The organism is Cyclobacterium salsum, from assembly GCF_010119245.1.
Taxonomy (GTDB): Bacteria; Bacteroidota; Bacteroidia; order Cytophagales; family Cyclobacteriaceae; genus Cyclobacterium; species Cyclobacterium salsum.
On record NZ_WNKG01000002.1, the window covers coordinates 594,899 to 614,112 of the forward strand.

15 protein-coding genes are annotated in these 19,214 nt (G+C 46.5%); 11 read left to right on the forward strand and 4 right to left on the reverse strand.

Features of this window, described 5'->3' with window-relative positions; translation table 11 throughout:
- The first annotated feature begins 359 nt into the window (after nt 1–359).
- The 8 genes from GJS45_RS05095 (at nt 360) to GJS45_RS05130 (ending at nt 11,340) form a co-directional block, all read left to right on the forward strand.
- A complete protein-coding gene (locus GJS45_RS05095; protein WP_235954604.1) occupies nt 360–2,756 on the forward strand; it encodes a PSD1 and planctomycete cytochrome C domain-containing protein in 2,397 nt (798 codons plus the stop codon).
- Between the two features lie 3 nt (nt 2,757–2,759).
- Entirely contained in the window at nt 2,760–4,217 is a 1,458-nt protein-coding gene (locus GJS45_RS05100; protein WP_162340367.1) for a DUF1501 domain-containing protein, read from the forward strand.
- Between the two features lie 125 nt (nt 4,218–4,342).
- Complete coding sequence (locus GJS45_RS05105; RefSeq protein WP_162340368.1) at nt 4,343–5,302, forward strand: aldo/keto reductase; 960 nt, start codon at nt 4,343–4,345, stop codon at nt 5,300–5,302.
- Nucleotides 5,303–5,329: 27 nt separating this feature from the next.
- Nucleotides 5,330–6,289 carry an aldo/keto reductase gene (locus GJS45_RS05110; RefSeq protein WP_162340369.1) on the forward strand — a complete coding sequence of 320 codons (960 nt, stop codon included), beginning with the start codon at nt 5,330–5,332 and terminating at the stop codon, nt 6,287–6,289.
- Nucleotides 6,290–6,481: 192 nt separating this feature from the next.
- On the forward strand, nt 6,482–6,910 hold the full coding sequence (locus GJS45_RS05115) for a response regulator (RefSeq protein ID WP_162340370.1): 429 nt from the start codon (nt 6,482–6,484) through the stop codon (nt 6,908–6,910).
- 88 nt (nt 6,911–6,998) lie between these two features.
- Nucleotides 6,999–8,468 carry a sulfatase family protein gene (locus GJS45_RS05120; protein ID WP_162340371.1) on the forward strand — a complete coding sequence of 490 codons (1,470 nt, stop codon included), beginning with the start codon at nt 6,999–7,001 and terminating at the stop codon, nt 8,466–8,468.
- Nucleotides 8,469–8,552: 84 nt separating this feature from the next.
- Nucleotides 8,553–9,971, forward strand: a complete 1,419-nt coding sequence (locus GJS45_RS05125; protein WP_162340372.1) for a Glu/Leu/Phe/Val family dehydrogenase — start codon at nt 8,553–8,555, stop codon at nt 9,969–9,971.
- A gap of 13 nt (nt 9,972–9,984) precedes the next feature.
- Nucleotides 9,985–11,340, forward strand: a complete 1,356-nt coding sequence (locus GJS45_RS05130) for a D-arabinono-1,4-lactone oxidase (protein WP_162340373.1) — start codon at nt 9,985–9,987, stop codon at nt 11,338–11,340.
- Nucleotides 11,341–11,378: 38 nt separating this feature from the next.
- On the opposite strand, the gene GJS45_RS05135 is transcribed toward GJS45_RS05130, so the two are convergent.
- Together GJS45_RS05135 and GJS45_RS05140 are read right to left on the reverse strand one after the other, a co-directional pair.
- Nucleotides 11,379–12,245, reverse strand: coding sequence for a 3-keto-disaccharide hydrolase (locus GJS45_RS05135; RefSeq protein ID WP_162340374.1), 867 nt, complete (start codon nt 12,243–12,245; stop codon nt 11,379–11,381).
- A 24-nt stretch (nt 12,246–12,269) separates the two neighbouring features.
- Nucleotides 12,270–13,355, reverse strand: a complete 1,086-nt coding sequence (locus GJS45_RS05140) for a hypothetical protein (RefSeq protein WP_162340375.1) — start codon at nt 13,353–13,355, stop codon at nt 12,270–12,272.
- A 173-nt stretch (nt 13,356–13,528) separates the two neighbouring features.
- Between GJS45_RS05140 and GJS45_RS05145 the strand changes: the two genes are divergently transcribed.
- Genes GJS45_RS05145 through GJS45_RS05155 form a run of 3 tightly spaced genes read left to right on the forward strand, consistent with a single transcriptional unit; the run spans nt 13,529 to nt 17,559 of the window.
- On the forward strand, nt 13,529–14,941 hold the full coding sequence (locus GJS45_RS05145; RefSeq protein WP_162340376.1) for a Gfo/Idh/MocA family protein: 1,413 nt from the start codon (nt 13,529–13,531) through the stop codon (nt 14,939–14,941).
- An 11-nt stretch (nt 14,942–14,952) separates the two neighbouring features.
- Nucleotides 14,953–16,005 carry a glycoside hydrolase family protein gene (locus tag GJS45_RS05150; RefSeq protein WP_235954607.1) on the forward strand — a complete coding sequence of 351 codons (1,053 nt, stop codon included), beginning with the start codon at nt 14,953–14,955 and terminating at the stop codon, nt 16,003–16,005.
- A gap of 6 nt (nt 16,006–16,011) precedes the next feature.
- Nucleotides 16,012–17,559 (forward strand): sulfatase family protein, encoded by a 1,548-nt coding sequence (locus GJS45_RS05155; protein WP_162340377.1) that lies wholly within the window; start codon nt 16,012–16,014, stop codon nt 17,557–17,559.
- 543 nt (nt 17,560–18,102) lie between these two features.
- Here the strand turns inward: GJS45_RS05155 and GJS45_RS05160 are convergent.
- Nucleotides 18,103–18,627 (reverse strand): VanZ family protein, encoded by a 525-nt coding sequence (locus tag GJS45_RS05160; protein WP_162340378.1) that lies wholly within the window; start codon nt 18,625–18,627, stop codon nt 18,103–18,105.
- Nucleotides 18,628–18,835: 208 nt separating this feature from the next.
- Nucleotides 18,836–19,168 carry a hypothetical protein gene (locus tag GJS45_RS05165; RefSeq protein WP_235954608.1) on the reverse strand — a complete coding sequence of 111 codons (333 nt, stop codon included), beginning with the start codon at nt 19,166–19,168 and terminating at the stop codon, nt 18,836–18,838.
- Nucleotides 19,169–19,214 lie beyond the last annotated feature (46 nt).

Sequence of the window (19,214 nt, forward strand, 5' to 3'; positions counted from 1 at the left end):
ACCCACAGCACCGCATTTAAAAATGGTAGTAGGGGCTTTTGGACCAAAATGATGTCCGCTTATGAAACATATCCCTTGCAGGATGTACGAATAAGAACAAAAACGTCCCTTTAGACTACTAAACTGGGAAAAATTCAATTCACAATATTTTTTATAATTATTTGTGATGGTTTCATTTTTGCTAAAAACGATAGGATTGATTGTTCGATATTGAACAACTCGGTGCACGGATTTGCATCACTAATTTGTCCAAAAAAGGAGAGAATAAGATATCCCTTTCCACAAAAAGAAAAAAATACCAGAAGCCATATGTTTGACTCCATTTTTGTAATTTACGGGTATTTGGCTAATTTAAGAACATGATTGGAGTACTAGTACGAATGAAGGTATTGTTAGGGTTATTACCGGGTATTTGTTTGCTGTTATGGGCTTGTGATGGTGAGAGCAACCGGGAACATTCTATTCCGGAAACGATCAGCTATAATTTGCATATCAGACCTATTTTGTCCGAAAACTGCTTTGCCTGCCACGGCCCGGATGCCAATAAACGGGAAGCTGGGTTACGGCTGGATCGGGAAGAGGATGCGCTTTCTGCTTTGAAAGAACAACCCGATCGGCATGCCCTGGTACCGGGAAATCCGGATGCCTCGGAAGCCTATCAGCGAATACTTAGTACCGACAAGAATGAACGCATGCCCCCGCCGCCTTCGAACCTGAGCCTAACGGATAATCAAATCCAGTTGATAAAGAAATGGATTCGCCAGGGTGCGGAATACGAACCTCATTGGGCATTTGTCCCTCCCAGAAAGGCCGTGTTGCCGGACATAGAATCCAAAGATTGGGTACAAAACGAAGTGGATTATTTTGTTTTGGCAGCCATGGAGGAAGCTGGATTAAATCTCAATGAACCTGCGGATAAGTCAAGTTTGATCCGAAGGGTCTACTTTGACGTACTTGGCTTGCCCCCGAATGCGGAGGATTTGGATCGATTGGCAGGTAAGGATCTGAACCTGGATGCCCTGCTGGATACCTTGTTTGCCAATCCTGCCTATGGGGAAAAAATGGCTGTTCACTGGATGGATTTGTCCCGGTACGCTGACTCTCATGGGTATCAGGATGATTACTACCGTACCCAATGGCCCTGGAGGGATTGGGTCATTCATGCCTTTAATCAGAATTTGCCCTATGACCGCTTTATTACCTGGCAATTGGCGGGTGACCTGTTGCCAGAAGCCGGAAAAGAGCAGTTGCTGGCCACCGCCTTTAACCGAAACCACAAGATAACGGAAGAATCCGGTGCGATAGATGAAGAATATCGGGTGATGTATGCGGTGGACCGCACCAATACCCTGGGGAAAGCCCTCTTAGGAATGACCCTGGAATGTGCCCAATGCCACGATCATAAATACGACCCCATCTCTCAGAAAGAATATTACCAGACCTTTGCGTTTTTTAACACAGTGGCCGAGTGGGGCATTGAGGAAGCAAGTCCGGGGTTTTCTAAAAAAAGCCCTGCAAAAGTACCGTTAATGGAAATCGGAGAGGAGGATGTAAAAGACATCCTTCATTTTGTTAACCTGCCGGACAGTGCCAGGAGGGTACAGGCCTTGCTGGCAAATATGGGGAAAGGGACTAATTATAATTCTCTGCTGGCCGAGGCAGATGTGCTAAAGGTTTCCGTTATGGGCGAGCCCGACAGTGCCCGACGCACCTTCTTGTTGGATCGGGGAATGTACGATGCACCAAAGGAAGCGGTCGAACCCGGAATTCCGAAGGCGATCCTCCCTTTTCCGGATCATTTGCCGAAAAATCGACTGGGTTTATCAAAATGGCTTTTTGATTCGGAAAATCCCCTGACTGCCAGGGTATTTGTAAATCGCATTTGGCAGGAACTATTCGGAAAGGGCCTGGTAGCGACTCCCGGTGATTTTGGTATGCAGGGCAATTTACCTGTAAACCAGCCCTTGCTGGACTGGCTGGCGGTGGATTTTATCGAAAGTGGTTGGGATGTTCAGGGGCTAATCCGGAAAATAATGCAGTCTGCGACCTACCAGCAGTCTTCGGTGGTTCCTCCTGAAAAATTCGAAAAAGACCCTGGAAACCGCCTATTGTCCCGTTTTCCGCGACAGCGGCTCCCTGCGGAAGCAATACGAGATCTGGTCCTGGCCAGCAGCGGGCTCTTACACCGTGAAATTGGCGGGCCTAGTGTGAAGCCTTACCAACCGGAGGGTTTATGGGAAGCGGCTACCTCGGGTAGGGGCAATCTCTCCAGGTACCTGCAGGATAGTGGAAAATATTTGTATCGTAGGGGATTGTATACTTTTATCAAACGAACCGTCCCCCCTCCATCCATGATGATTTTTGATGCCAGCAACCGGGATGCCTGTGAAGTGGAGCGGCTGCAGACCAATACGCCCTTGCAGGCTCTGGTAATGATGAATGACCCTGTCGTGTTGGAAGCTTCCAGGGTGCTGGCCGAAAAACTGCTGGAAACCGGAAGCCCCACCCCGAACCTTATCCGGGCTGCCTTTTATCGAATACTAGGCAGAAAGGCCGAAAAAGAAGAGTTCCAAATTCTTCTGGCTAATTACGATTCCTTTTATTCAGGATATAGCGAGGAACCGGAGCGAGCTGATACCATGCTTTCGGTAGGGGAGTATCCACGAAAAGACTCCTTGCCGGTAGTGGAAAGGGCTGCCTTGATGCAGGTAATTTCATTGATGTATAATTTGGAAGAAACCATTACAAAATCCTGAGGTATGGAAAAGGAAATTTTAGATCATCGTCTACACATCAATCGCAGGCATTTTCTGTCGAAGTTGAGCCTGGGCCTGGGAAGCGCCGCCCTGGGGTCCTTGATGATTCCGGATCTATTTCGTGGCAATGAGCTTTCAGGAGATGGTGGCGGGCAACTGGGGATTCCGCATTTTGCTCCCAAGGCGAAGCGCGTCATCTACCTTTTTCAGAACGGTGCACCTTCTCAGTTGGAATCCTTTGATTACAAACCTAAACTCCGGGAAATGTGGGGAGAGGAGTTACCGGAATCCATTCGTATGGGGCAGCGTTTGACGGGCATGACTTCTAGCCAGAACTCCTTCCCGCTGGTGGGTTCCTTCAGTGATTTTCAGCAATATGGAGAGGCCAGGGCCTGGATAAGTGATCTCTTTCCCCACACGGCTGGTATCGTTGATGACATCTGTATCATCAAATCCATGCATACTGAAGCCATCAATCACGACCCGGCACTCACCTTCTTTCAGACCGGAGCACAACAGGGCAATCGACCCAGTATGGGTTCCTGGCTGAGTTACGGACTGGGCAGCGAAAATAGCAACTTACCAGCGTTTACGGTATTGTTATCCAAAGGAAAAGGCAATGGTCAGGGGGTATACTCGAAATTATGGAACAATGGGTTTTTGCCGGCTACCCATCAAGGCGTACAATTCAGCAATGGGGAGGATCCGGTACTCTATCTCAACGATCCAAATGGAATGCGCGCTGCTGAGAGAAGAAAGATGTTAGACCATTTGGCGGCCTTGAATCAAATATCCTTTGAAAAATCGGGGGATCCCGAGATACAGGCCAAAATAGCTCAGTACGAGATGGCTTATCGCATGCAGACGGCAGTGCCAGAGGCCACTGACCTCTCCAGGGAGCCGGAGCATGTTTTTGAAATGTACGGAGAGGATAGCCGTAAACCGGGAACCTTTGCTGCCAATTGCCTTTTGGCAAGAAAATTATCTGAAAGTGGCGTGCGGTTTGTGCAACTTTATCATCAGGGCTGGGACCAGCATGGAAACTTGCCTTCCGAAATGGCCTTGCAGGCCAAAGATGTGGATCAGCCGTCCGCTGCGCTGGTGAAAGACTTGAAGCAGCGGGGCCTGTTGGACGAGACCCTGGTCATCTGGGGGGGAGAATTTGGAAGAACCAATTATTCTCAGGGAAAGTTAACCAAAGAAAATTACGGGCGCGATCATCACCCCAGGTGTTTCAGTATCTGGATGGCAGGTGGAGGCGTTAAGCCGGGTATGGTGTACGGAGCCACCGACGAATTTGGATACAACATTACTGAAAACCCCGTACATGTACATGATTTTCAGGCTACCGTTTTACACCTACTGGGACTCGACCATGAGCGGCTGATTTACAGGCATCTTGGCAGAAAGTTCCGGCTGACCGATGTTTCCGGATCAGTGGTTCCTGCCCTTTTAACCTGATAGGGATCGGGGTGTTGAACTGGGTACGACGCGAAAAGGGAGATTGAAAATTTGGGATTGAAATCAAAAAGGTGCATTTTTATACGCTATGACCATTTTTAATTTTTAGATAACCAAACCAATATATGAAAGAATTACAGTTCGCTAATGGTGATACCATGCCTGCTTTGGGTTTGGGTACCTGGAAATCCAAACCAAATGAAGTTTATGAAGCTGTCCTGCATGCATTAAAAGTTGGATACCGGCATATTGACTGTGCCCCCATCTATAAAAATGAGCAAGAAATCGGTAATGCCCTTTCCAGGGCTTTTGCAGCGGGCTGGGTTAGCAGAGAGGAGGTCTGGATCACTTCCAAACTGTGGAACGACAGTCACCTTCCGGAAGATGTGCTTCCTGCCATGAAGGCCACATTGGCCGACTTGCAACTAGAATACCTGGATTTATACCTGGTGCATTGGCCGGTAGCGATCAAAAAAGGCGTGGATTTTCCATCTGCCAAGGAAGATTTTCTGAGTTACGAGGAAGCTCCCCTTTCCAATACCTGGAAGGAAATGGAAACATTGCACCAAAAGGGGCTAACCAGGCATATTGGGGTCTCCAATTTCAATACCAGCAAACTGGAAGAAATCAGAGAAGCGGCGAGCAAACAGCCGGAACTAAATCAAGTGGAATTGCACCCCTACCTTCCCCAAAATGAGTTGAAAGGCTATTGCGAAGAACATTCCATCCTGATGACCGGGTACGGTCCCTTGGGTGCTGCATACCGGGTAGCAAATAACGAAGTGGATTTCCCCCTTTTGTTGGAGGATAAAACTTTAAACCGAATTGGCAGCAAGCACGGAACCTCCGCCGCACAGGTGGCGTTAGCCTGGGCGATGGAGCGAAATACCTCAGTAGTACCAAAATCGGTCAATCCGCAACGAATTGAGGAAAATATTAATGCTGCCAAATTGCATTTGGATGCGGAGGACATGTCCCTTTTAAATAAGTTGGAGGGACCCTACCGCTATACACCCGGGCCTGCCTGGGTGGGAAATGGTAGTCCGTATACCTATGCCGACCTCTGGCAAGAATTTATTAATTGATTTACAACTACTTTAATACTACAGAAAATGAAGTTCATTACATTTGAAAATAATGATAAGCTGCCCATGTTGGGTCTGGGGACCTGGAAGTCCGCTCCCGGTGAAGTATATCAAGCCGTATTATGGGCTTTGGAAGCTGGCTACAGGCACATTGACTGTGCAGCCATCTATCAAAATGAAAAAGAAGTAGGGGATGCATTGAAGAAAGCTTTTGATGATGGATTGGTCAAAAGAGAGGAGGTCTTTGTGACCTCTAAATTATGGAACAATGCCCACGAGAAAGACCAGGTAAAAGTTGGATTGAATAAAACCCTACAAGACCTGCAGTTGGATTACCTGGACCTTTACCTCATCCATTGGCCGGTATCCCTTAAGTCTCATGTTATGTTTCCTGAAAAAGGCGAGGATTTTCTAGACTATTCACAGGTTCCATTATCAGAAACATGGTCAGGAATGGAAGCACTAAAGGCAGAGGGAAAATTAAAGCACATTGGCGTATCAAATTTTAATCAGGGAAAAATTAAGGAGCTGCTGGATTCTTGTCAGGTAAAACCCGAGATGAATCAGATTGAACTGCATCCCTACCTTCCTCAGAACGATTTGGTCAATTATTGCAAAAAAAATGGAATCCATGTGACTGCTTATTCCCCACTGGGATCTGCTGACCGGCCCAAGGCAAGAAAAAAAGAGGACGATCCCATCTTGCTGGAGCATCCCTTGTTTAAAGAAATAGCGGATAAGCATGGCGTATCAACTGCGCAGGTGCTGATAGCCTGGTCTCTGCATCGGGATATTGCCGTGATTCCAAAATCGGCAAATAAAGAAAGAATCAAACAAAATCTGGAAGCGGCGGATATTCGCCTGGATGCGGCGGATATGAAGGCAATTGAAGGGATTTCCGTTCACCATCGATACATTGATGGTACCTTCTTTACCGAGGTGCCCGGTAGCCCATTTAGCCAATCTGACCTTTGGGATTCTCTCTGAGCTTAGTAAACCAGCCCTGTTTTTAATGCAGGGCCGGTTTATTTTACTACCGGATTGTTTTTTTAGTTTATCAAGTGAGTTTATTTTTTTATTGTAGTACATTTGTAATGGAAATATGTAAAAAATTCTTTTTTCGATGTAACTTGAGGAAGTTTTGGTTGTAAAAATAATTCATTGCAGTAGGATTCGATTATGAAGTCAGTACACGTTTTATTGGTAGAAGATAACGAAGGTGATGTTTTTCTAACGACAGAGGCATTGGAGGATAGTAAATTCGTGGGGGAGATCAGTATTGCCCGGGATGGACAGGAAGCTTTGGATTATGTCTTTAAAACCAATGGCTTTGAGGACAGAAATACGCCGGACATAATCCTTTTAGATGTTAACCTTCCGAAAAAAAGCGGTCATGAGGTTCTTGAGGAGCTTAAAGTTCACCCGATCCATAAGCGAATACCGGTAATTATGTTGACCACCTCCTCTTCCAGACGGGATATTGATAGGTGTTATGAAAATCATGCCAACTGTTATATAACCAAACCGGTCGAAGTAAACGATTTTTTGGAAGCCATGGCTACGATTGAGCAATTTTGGATGAATATTGCCAGTTTGCCTTGCGGATAATTTTATTGTGGTGCCGAAAGGGGAAATTTGGTTTTGTTAATTCAGCGGAGATTGCTAAATTTTGAGATCAAATTTTTCTCAACAAATCATGACCCATTTCCTAACCAAAAACGTAATTTCTTCATTTCTGCTAGCATTAGCCGGATTATCCATTGCATGTTCCGGTAATTCCCTAAAAGAAGGTAGTAATTCTAATGATGAGTTACCCAACATCGTCCTGATTTTTACGGATGACCAGGGTTACGGAGACTTGGGGGTTTTCGGTGCTCAGGGGTATCAAACTCCCCATTTAGATCAAATGGCCCGGGAGGGAACCCAGTTCACTAATTTTCATGTAGCAAATGCCGTTTGCTCGGCTTCCAGGGCTTCTATCCTGACCGGTTGTTATTCCAATCGATTGGGGATTTTCGGAGCGCTTTCCCACCAGAGCGAGCACGGCCTAAACCCGAACGAAGAAACGATAGCCGAAATAGTAAAACCGCTGGGATATGCCACCGCCCTTTTCGGAAAGTGGCATCTTGGGCATAAGGATCCTTTTTTACCCACCCGGCAAGGTTTTGATGAATTTTTCGGCCTGCCCTACTCGAATGATATGTGGCCGTACCACCCGGAAAGACCTGATTTCTATCCCCCCCTTCCCTTGTACGAAAACGAAACGGTCATCGATACCCTTGAAGATCAAAGCCTGTTGACCACCTGGTATACAGAAAAGGCGGTAGATTTTATCGAGCGAAAAAAGGAGCAGCCCTTTTTTCTTTACCTGGCTCACAGCATGCCCCATGTTCCCTTATTTGTATCCGGTAAATTCAAAGGTAAATCGGAGAATGGATTGTATGGAGATGTTATCATGGAAATAGACTGGTCAGTAGGGGAGGTAATAAAGGCCCTTAGGCAAAACGGATTGGAGGAAAACACCCTGGTTATTTTCACTTCGGATAATGGTCCCTGGCTTTCCTACGGCACCCACGCTGGCAGCACGGGAGGCTTGAAGGAAGGAAAGGGGACTTCCTGGGAAGGAGGGATACGGGTACCTACCCTTATGAAATGGCCCGGAAAAATACCTGCTGCCAAGGTGCAGGATCAGGCAGCCATGAGCATCGATTTATTGCCAAGCATTGCCCATATTACCGGAGCGACCCTTCCCGAAAAACCCATTGACGGCAAAAATATTTGGCCCCTTATCACTCAGGAAGAAGGAGCAGTATCGCCTCAGAAAGCTTATTATATCTATTACAACCGAAACGAGCTGCAGGCAATGATCATGGGTAAATGGAAGCTCGTTTTTCCGCACCGTTACCGATCCCTCCCCGAAGGAAGTACGCTTCCTTCCGATGGGAGCCCCATAGCTTATGAGATGCTATCGTTGGAGGAAATGGCACTATATGATCTGTCTGAGGACAGGGAAGAACGAAACAATGTTCGGGAGCAATATCCTAATGTGGTGAAGGAAATGATGGCGTTGGGGGATCTTGCCCGGGAGGACATGGGAGATGCCCTACAGGATATGCCCGGGAAAAACCTTCGGCCAGCGGGAGAACTATCCGAAAAAGGTGACTAATCTAATCTGAAAGGTTGGTTTGAGCATTTTAGGCATACCCCTTGCTGCTAGATATATTTTTAAGAACGTAAACTAATAAGATTTATGAAAAATATGGAAGAGTACAGTTTGTTTGATGATGTATCCAAAGTGGTGGATCATGCCGCCAGTCATATGGACATCCATCCCGGACTTTTAGATCAGATCAAGCAGTGTAATAGCGTTTACAAATTTAATTTTCCTCTTAGAAATGGGGACGGTACCTATCAAGTAATTGAAGGTTTCCGGGTACAACATTCCCACCATAAATTACCCGTAAAAGGAGGGATACGTTTTAGTAGTTTTGTGAATGAAGAGGAAGTAAAAGGCCTGGCCGCATTGATGACCTACAAATGCGCCTTGGTAAACATTCCGTACGGCGGAGCAAAGGGCGGTGTTACCATCGATCCTACCAAATACAATACCGACCAGCTGGAAAAGATTACCCGGAGGTATACTTCCGAATTGATCAAAAAGAAATTTATTGGTCCGGCCATCGATGTTCCGGCTCCTGATTATGGAACCGGAAGTAGGGAAATGGCTTGGATAGTGGATACGTTTGAAGCCTTTAATCCGGATGTGATAAACGCAAAAGGCTGTGTCACAGGAAAACCGTTATCTCAACATGGAATTGAAGGTCGAACCGAAGCCACGGGAATGGGGGTTTTCATCGGAATACGTGAGGCCGTAAGTGTTAAAGAGGACATGGATGCCCTGGGCTTGACGGTTGGTTTGGCCGGAAAGAAAATTATTGTTCAGGGCTTGGGGAATGTAGGCTATTATTCGGCAAAATTTTTAGAAGAGGCAGGAGCCAAAATCATAGGAATCGCCGAATACAATGGAGGCATCTGGAATGAAGAGGGAATTGATATTGAAGATATAAAAAGGTATCAGGTTGCCAACAAGGGATTTAAAGGGTACAGTAAAGGTACCTTTATGGAAGATACCATGTCGCTGCTGACTTACCCCTGCGACATCCTGATACCTGCTGCTCTGGAAAACCAGATTACACTAGAAAATGCAAATCAGATACAAGCAAAGATTATTGGCGAAGCAGCCAACGGGCCTGTGACGCAGGATGCTGATGTTATCCTTTTGGAAAAAGGAATCATGATCATTCCGGACATGTATCTGAATGCAGGGGGGGTAACGGTTTCGTATTTTGAATGGCTTAAGAACCTTTCCAGGGTATCTTTCGGAAAACTGGAAAAACGATACGATATGAAAAAGTATGACATGCTGTTGGAAAGTATCGAAAAAGCTACTGGTGATACCTTTAGTGAAGCCCAAAAGGAAATAATTGTCCGGGGAGCGAGTGAGCGAGACCTTGTCAATTCAGGCCTGGAAGAAACAATGGTCACTGCTTACCACCACATGAACGGGGTGCGTAAAGAAAGGCAAATCAAGGATCTGAGAACAGCGGGCTTTATTGTTGCGTTGGAAAGAATCGCCATCTCATATATGGATTTGGGAATATTCCCATAAAGGATGCGCAAAAATGAAGAAAAGGCAGTTTTTAAAAAAGTCCTCAATAATAATCGGAACCAACCTTATGTTACCTATGGTGGGCTGTGAAACAGGAACTCAAGTACAATCGGGACCGGAAAGGGTTAACTGGGCAGGAAATCTTCGTTACAGTACCCGTAACCTGAATACACCTGCTGATAGAAATTCACTCCGGCAAATCATTAAAAAGACAAAGCAGGTGAAGGTTTTAGGAACCACCCATTCCTTTAACAGCATTGCCGATAGTACTCATCATCAGGTTTCTCTAAAAGAGTTGGATCCGGATATCCAGCTGGATACCGCACAGCGAACGGTTACCGTTAGTGGTGGCGTACAATATGGTGTGTTGGCAAGAAAACTCCATGAACAGGGTTTTTCCCTACACAATTTAGCCTCCCTTCCTCATATTTCGGTGGCCGGTGCTTGCGCAACGGCTACTCATGGGTCGGGTGATAGCAATGGAAACCTGGCTACCGCCGTTACTGCTATGGAAATGATGAAGGCAGATGGAGAAATACTTGTCCTCAGCGAAGTCCAAAATCCGGAAGCATTTCAGGCTGCTGTAGTACATTTAGGTGCTTTGGGGATCGTAACAAGGATTACCCTGAGCATACAGCCCACCTTCCAGGTGAGGCAGTATGTGTATGAAAACCTGTCGCTGGAGCAATTGGGTGCAAATTTCGATTCGGTCTTTTCTTCGGGTTATAGTGTGAGCCTGTTTACCGATTGGCAGTCAAAACGGTTTAATCAACTGTGGATTAAACGACGAGATGCAGACGAGATGCCAGCAGAGATTTTTGGAGCAAGTGCTGCGACTACGCATTTGCACCCAATTAAGGAGATTTCAGCAGTGAATTGTACGGAGCAAATGGGCATCCCCGGTCCCTGGCACGAACGTCTTCCCCACTTCAAAATGGACTTTACACCGAGTAGTGGAGAAGAACTTCAATCAGAATACTTCGTTCCAAGGGAACATGCAGTAGAGGCTCTCACCGCCATTTTTTCGTTGGGAGAAGCCATTTTTCCTCATTTGTTGATATCGGAAATCCGCTCCATCCGGAAGGACTCCTTATGGCTAAGTCCTGCTTATGAGCGGGAAAGTATTGCCATCCACTTTACCTGGAAGCGGGATTGGGAAAACGTGCAGAAATTGCTTCCTTCAATTGAAAACAAGTTAAGGCCTTTTGGTGTGAGACCTCACTGGGGAAAACTGTTTACCCTTGAGCCAGCCTACCTTCAGGATCAGTACGAGCGCTTGGAAGATTTTACGGATCTGATGAAAAAATTGGATCCCGAGGAGAAATTTGTCAATGATTTTCTGAAGGAGAATTTACTGGATAAAGGATAAAAAAAGGGCTTTTTGATCATCAAAAAGCCCTTTTTTTGTTATTCCGAAGTCTTAAGAAGTTCCAAGACTTCTTCCAGTTTGGCGGGATCGTCTTTGTAAGGGGATAGATCAAAAATGGCAACCTTTCTAAAGTCAATGGGGTGGCTTTCGCTTTGAAGGGAAATAAAGCCCTCAGAAATCAATTGTCCGTCCTTTTTGATATCGGGGTTGTGGTTACTTACATTTCCTCCACCCATTTGGGGTTGGTGATAACTGAGGACGGTGTCTCCCTCTATAATGTGGTGAATGATCGAGTCACCTAAAACCAGAAAATCTGCCGTAACCCATTGTTCTCCGTGATAGGTCTTGGATGCTGAGTTGATACAGTGGGGAGTAAAGAGTTCGTTATCCATCACTACGTTTGTACCCGGAGTGCAAAGGTTACTGGTAGTTCTTGGATTTTCACCATCTCCTCCGAGCAGTTGTCCCTCAATGGAAATGGGGAAATCCTGGTCTCTGGTCATGGTTTCCGGGTCCTGGCCGTGAAGCATCACCCCTGAATTTCGCAGTGCCCATCCTTCCCCTTCCGGAGCCTGTTCGCCTACAAAACGGTATTCTACCCGATATAGGTAATGTGAAAAGGATTCGTCATAGAAGATGTGCCCATATTGCCGATCAAAAGCTTCGTACCCGTCGTAGCGAACCTTTAGTAAACCGTCCTCTACCCGAAAAGTATTTTCATAGTTTTCGTCCAGTTCGTGCTTGGAGATCTTAATTCGCCAGTTTTCAAGGTCTTCCCCGTTAAAAAGCGAGCGCCATCCGGATTTTACATCTATTGTTTCTGTTTCGGTACCTTTGGAACAAGCTATCAGCGTCAGGCAGGCTAATAGAAATGTAACTACTTGGGTAGGATAGAATTTTTTCATCGTTTTTATCTAAAATAAGGCTTTTTATAAGCTGGGTTTTACCTGCAATTTAAGAATTTTTACTTCATTTGACCCTCCTTTTAGGTACGAAGGGTTAAGAATGGCATAAAAAGGACTTTCAATGCCCTCAAAGTTAAGTAGAAATAGGAGTTCAGCGGGCAGAGATATAGGAGTAGACCACCCTTTATCAGGGATAAACCATTTAAGTTGTTGTCCTGGAAGGGAAGTGGGGGTACGCTTGGGATCTTGAAGCAGGCCTTCCAAATAACTGACGGCAAACCCATTGTCCATAGCGAACAGACCGGTAATCTCTCCTTCAGCGAGCACCGATCCGTCGTTTCCAAGAGGGATGGATTGCCCTTTTATTTGCACGAAATCTGGGGTTTCCAGAGAAATACTCGCTTGCCAGCTTCCTTCATTGGCCAAATCATAGCGGTGTACTAGTGGCTCTTTGTTAAAGGCAAAGTACAACTGATTATCCCTCACGCTTATCAACGGGGTCGGTTGTTCAAAATGAAGGTCCTCCTGGTATTTACTTTCCGGAGAGAGTTGCAAAAAGGGGGCGATTTCACCGGTGTTCATGTTTACTTTTTCCAACAAGTGATTGTCCCGGAAGTAGCCTTTGTCATAGGGGCTTTTGTTATCTCTTCCCGGGTAAAAAAGTAACAGGGCATCCTGCCATTTGGCCATGATCTGTACGTTTCGCTTCAAGTCCATGGCACCATTGGGAAAGGGCATGAACATTTTTTCTTTCAGTTGAAGGTTTTGGTCCAGCAAGCCTATTTCTCCCTTAATGGAATGCGCCAACACCTCGCCGTCAGGCAAGATCTTCAATCCATTGACATAAAATAATCCATTTTTACCCTCAGCCGGAAGGGAATTGCTGACCAAAATGGAGCCGGTACTGTCGAAGGCAAGGTAATTTCCGGACCGGTAATTATAGATGATGCCACGGTTTCCTTCATAATCTGCCGCATGCACTTCCCCCTCAAAAGGAATAGACAAGGTATCCAAAACGATTACTTCGTACCGGTCATGCTGTTGGGGCCCACAAGAACTGATTAAAAGGGCAGCAAACAAGGCTGGAAGGAGCGAATAGGTTGATTTCATGTCGAAAGTTAAGGGCATTTTTTAGCCTTTTCAAACATTTTAAGGAAAGTAATTTTTGGTTTTTTAATGAAATTCTCTGCATTTCGTTTATCTTCAAGGCTGCTTTCCGATACGCTGATGTAGTCGAATCGGTGTCCAATAGAAAATCGCAAACAAAATAACCATTCAATAATATGAACGATAAACGTAGACAATTTATCAAATCCGGACTGGTAGGTGCAGCCGGTATTTCCATTTTGCCCTCTTTTGTATTCGGCAAACCGCTGGGCCATATAGCCCCCAGTGAAAAGGTTAACCTGGCCTGTTGCGGAATCGGCCATCGGGGAGGGAGTATTACCAAATCACTTCACGAGACCGGCCTGGCCAATATTGTGGCGCTTTGCGATGTGGATATGGGAGCACCACATACCGAAGAAGTCATGAAAATGTTTCCCAACGTGCCCCGATTCAAAGATTTCAGGGAAATGTTTGACAAGATGGGGAAGGATATCGAAGCGGTCAGCGTAGGCACGCCGGATTTTTCTCACTTTCCCATTACCATGCTGGCCATGTCGCTCGGCAAGCACGTGTACGTAGAAAAGCCAATGGCCCGAACTTTTCAGGAGGTGCAGTTGATGATGGACGGTGCCAAAAAATACAAGGTGGCTACCCAAATGGGAAATCAGGGGCATTCGGAAGCCAATTATTTCCAATTTAAGGCCTGGAAAGAAGCCGGAATTATCAAAGACGTGACCAACATGACGGCCCATATGAATGGGCGTAGAAGGTGGCATGGATGGGATACCAATATCATCTCCTTCCCGGAAAAGCAACCCATGCCCGACACCCTGGACTGGGATACCTGGCACACCACCGCTCACGAGCATGCCTATAACGAAGACCTGGTAAACGGGCAATGGCGCTGCTGGTACGATTTCGGCATGGGTGCATTGGGTGATTGGGGCGCACACATCATGGATACGGCCCATGAATTCCTGGAGTTAGGGCTTCCGGAAGAAATCATTCCTACCCGATTGGATGGTCACAACACCTTCTTCTTCCCCATGGAAACCACCCTTGAATTTAAATTCCCCAAAAGAGCTGACATGCCGGCCATGACCATTACCTGGTACGATGGACAGAAAAACATTCCACCGGTACCGGAGGGATATGGGGTATCCGAATTGGATCCCAATATTCCACCGCCAAGTGACGGGCAACTGCAGCCAGCGAAGCTCAACCCTGGTAAAATCATTTATGGAAAAGACCTGACCTTTAAAGGAGGTTCGCATGGCAGTACGCTATCCATTATACCGGAAGAAAAGGCCAAAGACATGGCTTCCCAGCTCCCCGAAGTCATGGAAAGCCCTTCCAATCACTTTGCCAATTTCCTCAAAGCCTGCAAAGGGGAGGAAAAATGCCGTTCTTCCTTTGATATCGCCGGACCGTTGAGCCAGGTATTTACCCTGGGAGTTCTTTCCCAACGACTCAAGGCCCATTTGAAATTTGACCGGGAGTCCAAACAAATTACCAACCACGCACTGGCCAATCAATTGCTGGCAGGCGTTCCGCCAAGAAAAGGCTGGGAGGAATATTACAAGCTTTAAAAGGCTTGTACATGAATCGTTTTCAGCAATTTCTGCTGGTCACGCTATGCTGCTGGGGAGGGTTTTGCTGCAAGCCTTCCCCCCAGCTACCCGTGGAGGTTGCTGTCGAACGCATGCAGGAAGTTTACGAGCGGATTAAAACTCCCTATAAGTACGGTGTGGTGTTTCAGCACAGCGATACTTCCAAACTAGTGGACAGCCCTACGATCTTCCGGCACGAAGGCCATTGGTACATGACTTACATCGTCTTTGATGGAAAGGGGTATGAAACCTGGTTGGCCAAAAGCAGCAATCTATTGGATTGGCAAGAGTTGGGCAGGCTGCTCTCGTTTACGCAGGACTCCTGGGATGCCAATCAAAAGGCTGGCTACCTGGCGCTCGTCGATACCGATTGGGGTGCCGGAAACGAGGTAGGGACGCATGCAGGCAAGTACTGGATGTCTTACCTGGGAGGAGCCACGGAAGGGTATGAAGCAGGTACCCTTGGGGTTGGAATGGCGAATTCGGAACACCTGAATATGGCCGAAGAATGGGAGCGGATCGCTGCCCCGGTTTTGCTGCCTGGGGATTCCTCCGCGCGCTGGTTTGAAACGGATAAAATTTACAAGTCCCACATAATCCGCGATGAAGATCTACTTACTGGTTACCCTTTTGTCATGTATTACAATGCCAAAGGGGATACCGCTACCTACGAAAGTATCGGTATGGCGGGTTCGGAAGACATGGTAAACTGGACCCGGATAGGCGAAGAGCCCGTCATCACCCGAGGAGAGGGTATTTGCGGAGATGCACAGGTAGTTAAGATAGACGACGTGTATGTGATGTTTTACTTTGGTGCTTTCTGGAAACCCGGGGCTTTTGAGCGCTTTGCCTGCTCCTACGATCTGGTCCACTGGACGGATTGGGAAGGGGAGGACCTGGTGGCGCCCTCAGAGCCTTACGACTCCCAGTATGCCCATAAGCCCTGGGTCATTCGTTGGGAGGGAGTTACCTATCATTTTTACAATGCAGTCGGAGACCAGGGCCGGGTGATTGCACTCGCCACCTCCGTTCCTTTAAATTGAAAAAGCATGAAAAATTGGTTGAATTATATCCTTTTCCTGTACCTGATCCTTTTCCAGGGAACAGATGTCCTTGCGCAGGGTCTGGATGGGAAAGCGAATCCCCCCAATATTGTCATCATCTTTGCCGATGATATGGGCTACGGGGACATCAAGGGCCTGAACCCCTTGTCCAAAATTGAAACCCCGGCCCTGGACGAGATGGTTGCGGAAGGCATTACTTTTTCCAATGCCCATGCCAGCGCCTCGGTGTGTACGCCATCCCGTTTCGGATTACTTACTGGAGAATACGCCTTTCGAACGCCCGCAGCGGCTCGGGGAATCGGTGGATTTGCACCGCCGGTGATGGACACAAACCGCATTTCCATGGCTACGCTTCTTAAAAATGCCGGGTACCGCACCGCAATCGTAGGGAAGTGGCACCTGGGTTTGGAATGGGTCACCAAAGACGGCAAACCCGCCGTATTGAATGCTGAGAGTGGCCATTCCAACGTGGATTACAGGCAGCCCATTGGAATAGGACCGAATGATTTTGGTTTTGACTATTCTTTTATCCACCCGGCATCGCTGGATATTCCTCCCTATGTTTTTCTGGAGAACCATCGGGTCTTGGATCCGGGGGTGATCCTGACCACGGAGGTGTATCCTACCCGAAAGGAAAATACGGAATTTTCCTGGGATAAAAAACACAGCAACGATCAGGCCGTGTACTGGGAAAAGGGCGTATGGTGGCGGCAGGGAGAGATGGCCCCTTCTTTTCGGGTGGAGGATTGCCTGGATGAAATCACCGGGCAGGGTCTGGCCTTTATCGAACGCCAATCGGCAGCTACTCCATTTTTCCTATATTTGCCGCTAACCGGCCCCCATACCCCCTGGCTGCCCTCGGAAGCGCATAAAGGTAAATCGGGAGCCGGGCTGTACGGAGATTTTGTCATGGACATCGATCAGGTGGTCGCGCGCATAAAGGAGCAGCTCCAGGCGCAGGGCTTGCTGGAAAATACCCTATTGATTTTTGCCAGCGACAACGGGGCCTACTGGCCGGAAGAAGAAATTTTGCTGTACGGTCACGATTCAAATAGGGGTGTGCGGGGCCAAAAAGGAGATGTTTGGGATGGAGGCCACCGTGTGCCTCTGCTGGTTTCCTGGCCAAAAGGGATACAAGAAAAAGCAACTTACCCGGGGCTGGTCAGTCTGACCGATCTCTTCGGTACGGTTGCCAGCTTGCTGGATCAAAAGATACCCAGAGGAGCGGCCATGGACAGCTACAGTTTTTTACCGGTATTGCAGGGAGATACTGGTTTCGTATCCCGTACGGAGATGGTGCACCATTCCTCTTCCGGCATGTTTGCCATCCGGACGCCGGAGTGGAAATACATCGATGGGCTAGGTTCGGGAGGCTTTAGCGCTCCGAATCGGTTGACGCCCGCGAACGGTGGGCCCAAGGGGCAGTTGTACCGAATTCGGGATGATCCCTATGAAAGAGACAACCGGTATGCCGATTTTCCGCAGGAGGTGGAACAGCTTAAATCGCAACTAGAAGGGATAGTCAATAGGTAAACCGGTTTTTTCAATTTAAATATTGGAATTGCGGCCCCCGGCTGGGTGTTGAATCCGCTACACCCTTTTATACCGAAGCTCCTTTAAAGGTCGAATCCATTGCAAGCCATTTTCAATGGCTCACTAAAGAACGGCTTAGTAAACAAATGTTCAAAATTTTGGGCAGTGTCTGGCTGAGCTTTGAAGAAGGATTCTAACCGATCATTCCCTGGTTTATTAATCAGCCAGTTGTTGTTCGGATAAACTATAGTTAGCTATCCGGCAAGGGCAGGAATCGTCGAAAAACCGGAACACCATAGGTGTTCAAACGCAAGGAATGAGGCTGGATGAGTAGGTTTGATGGCGCTGTTTTTTAGGTGATTAAGTCCAATTTCCCATTACAAATGGGTATTGATAGACGGGTGTAGTTGCAAACTCAGAGTGGGGATTATAGATCATTTCTTTTTTCTGTTGAATGGATTGAAGGGGATCAAAATTGGAATAATGAAAATAAGGTGGACAATTTACTTTTCTAATAATAAACTCGAAGAAATATAGAATCTATTACTGATACCTCACCGGAAGCAGGTTCATTTTTAGTAAAACCAAAAGTAAAATCAACAGAGCTGTTGCCGGTACAGCAAGGAGGTTGATGAACTTTTGTGCCTTAATTCCATTATGGAAAGCCCTTTCCAGGCCAGAAAACAATAGTAGCCCAATGAGTCCGCCTAAGGTATTGGTCATTAGATCGGTTACATCAAACGCCCCAATCCGGAAGAGGTATTGAAGTCCCTCAACCAGCAAACTAAGCAGGAAAAGGAAGAAAAGTTTTTTACCGAAAATCCATCGAGTGAATAAAACACCTACATAGATGCCAAGCGGCACAAAAATCAGTACGTTCAAAATGTTTTCGCTGGTAAAGATTACCGGTTCATTAAAAGGAATTAAGTTGGTGCTTCTGGTTCCCATATATGAAAACTGTACTCCTAGCTTTAAAAGCAGGATCCAGACCAGGGCAACCCCGTAAATAATAAATAATACGGTAGTCAACCTGGTTGCGGGATTATTGTTGCTGGATTCTTCCTTCATCGGGTGTGCAGGTTTGTTCTATTTGCATGGTTTAAAATCACCTGAAAATTACCAATTTTTTTTTGTAGAGGGAAAATTAGTTCAAAGGATGACTGTTTCAATCAGATAAAACTTATGGCTTTTTCGATGTGTTAACATTTGCTAGTTTACATGAAAGTTGCAAATGATGCCGGGAGGGGTTGGATACTGGCGATGCCGTATCGTAGGGTTAATATGAATATTTACCCTCTTTTGGCATGCCAGTTTGCCTCAGGCTGGCTCGATTTCCAAATAATCTTTCTTCTAAGTTATCTTTCCAAATGACAAATCCTTTTCTTTCGTCCGTATAGTCATAGAAGATTCGGCTGAAATTTTCGGGTTGCTTTTCTAGAAACATTTGTCTGCCTTTGTTTCGGATAATATTCAGATCCTTGTCAATGGTTCGTAGCTTTTGTGGGTGCAGTTGCTTGTTTTTCTCAACATGCCAGATGTAAGTAGCTTCTTCGGAGTCCAGTGTTTCTAAAACAACATGATATTGTTCTGTGCCGGAAAGAAGGAACACGAATGAGAATGGATATAAGACAAAAATGCGCAAAAAATTCGTGAAT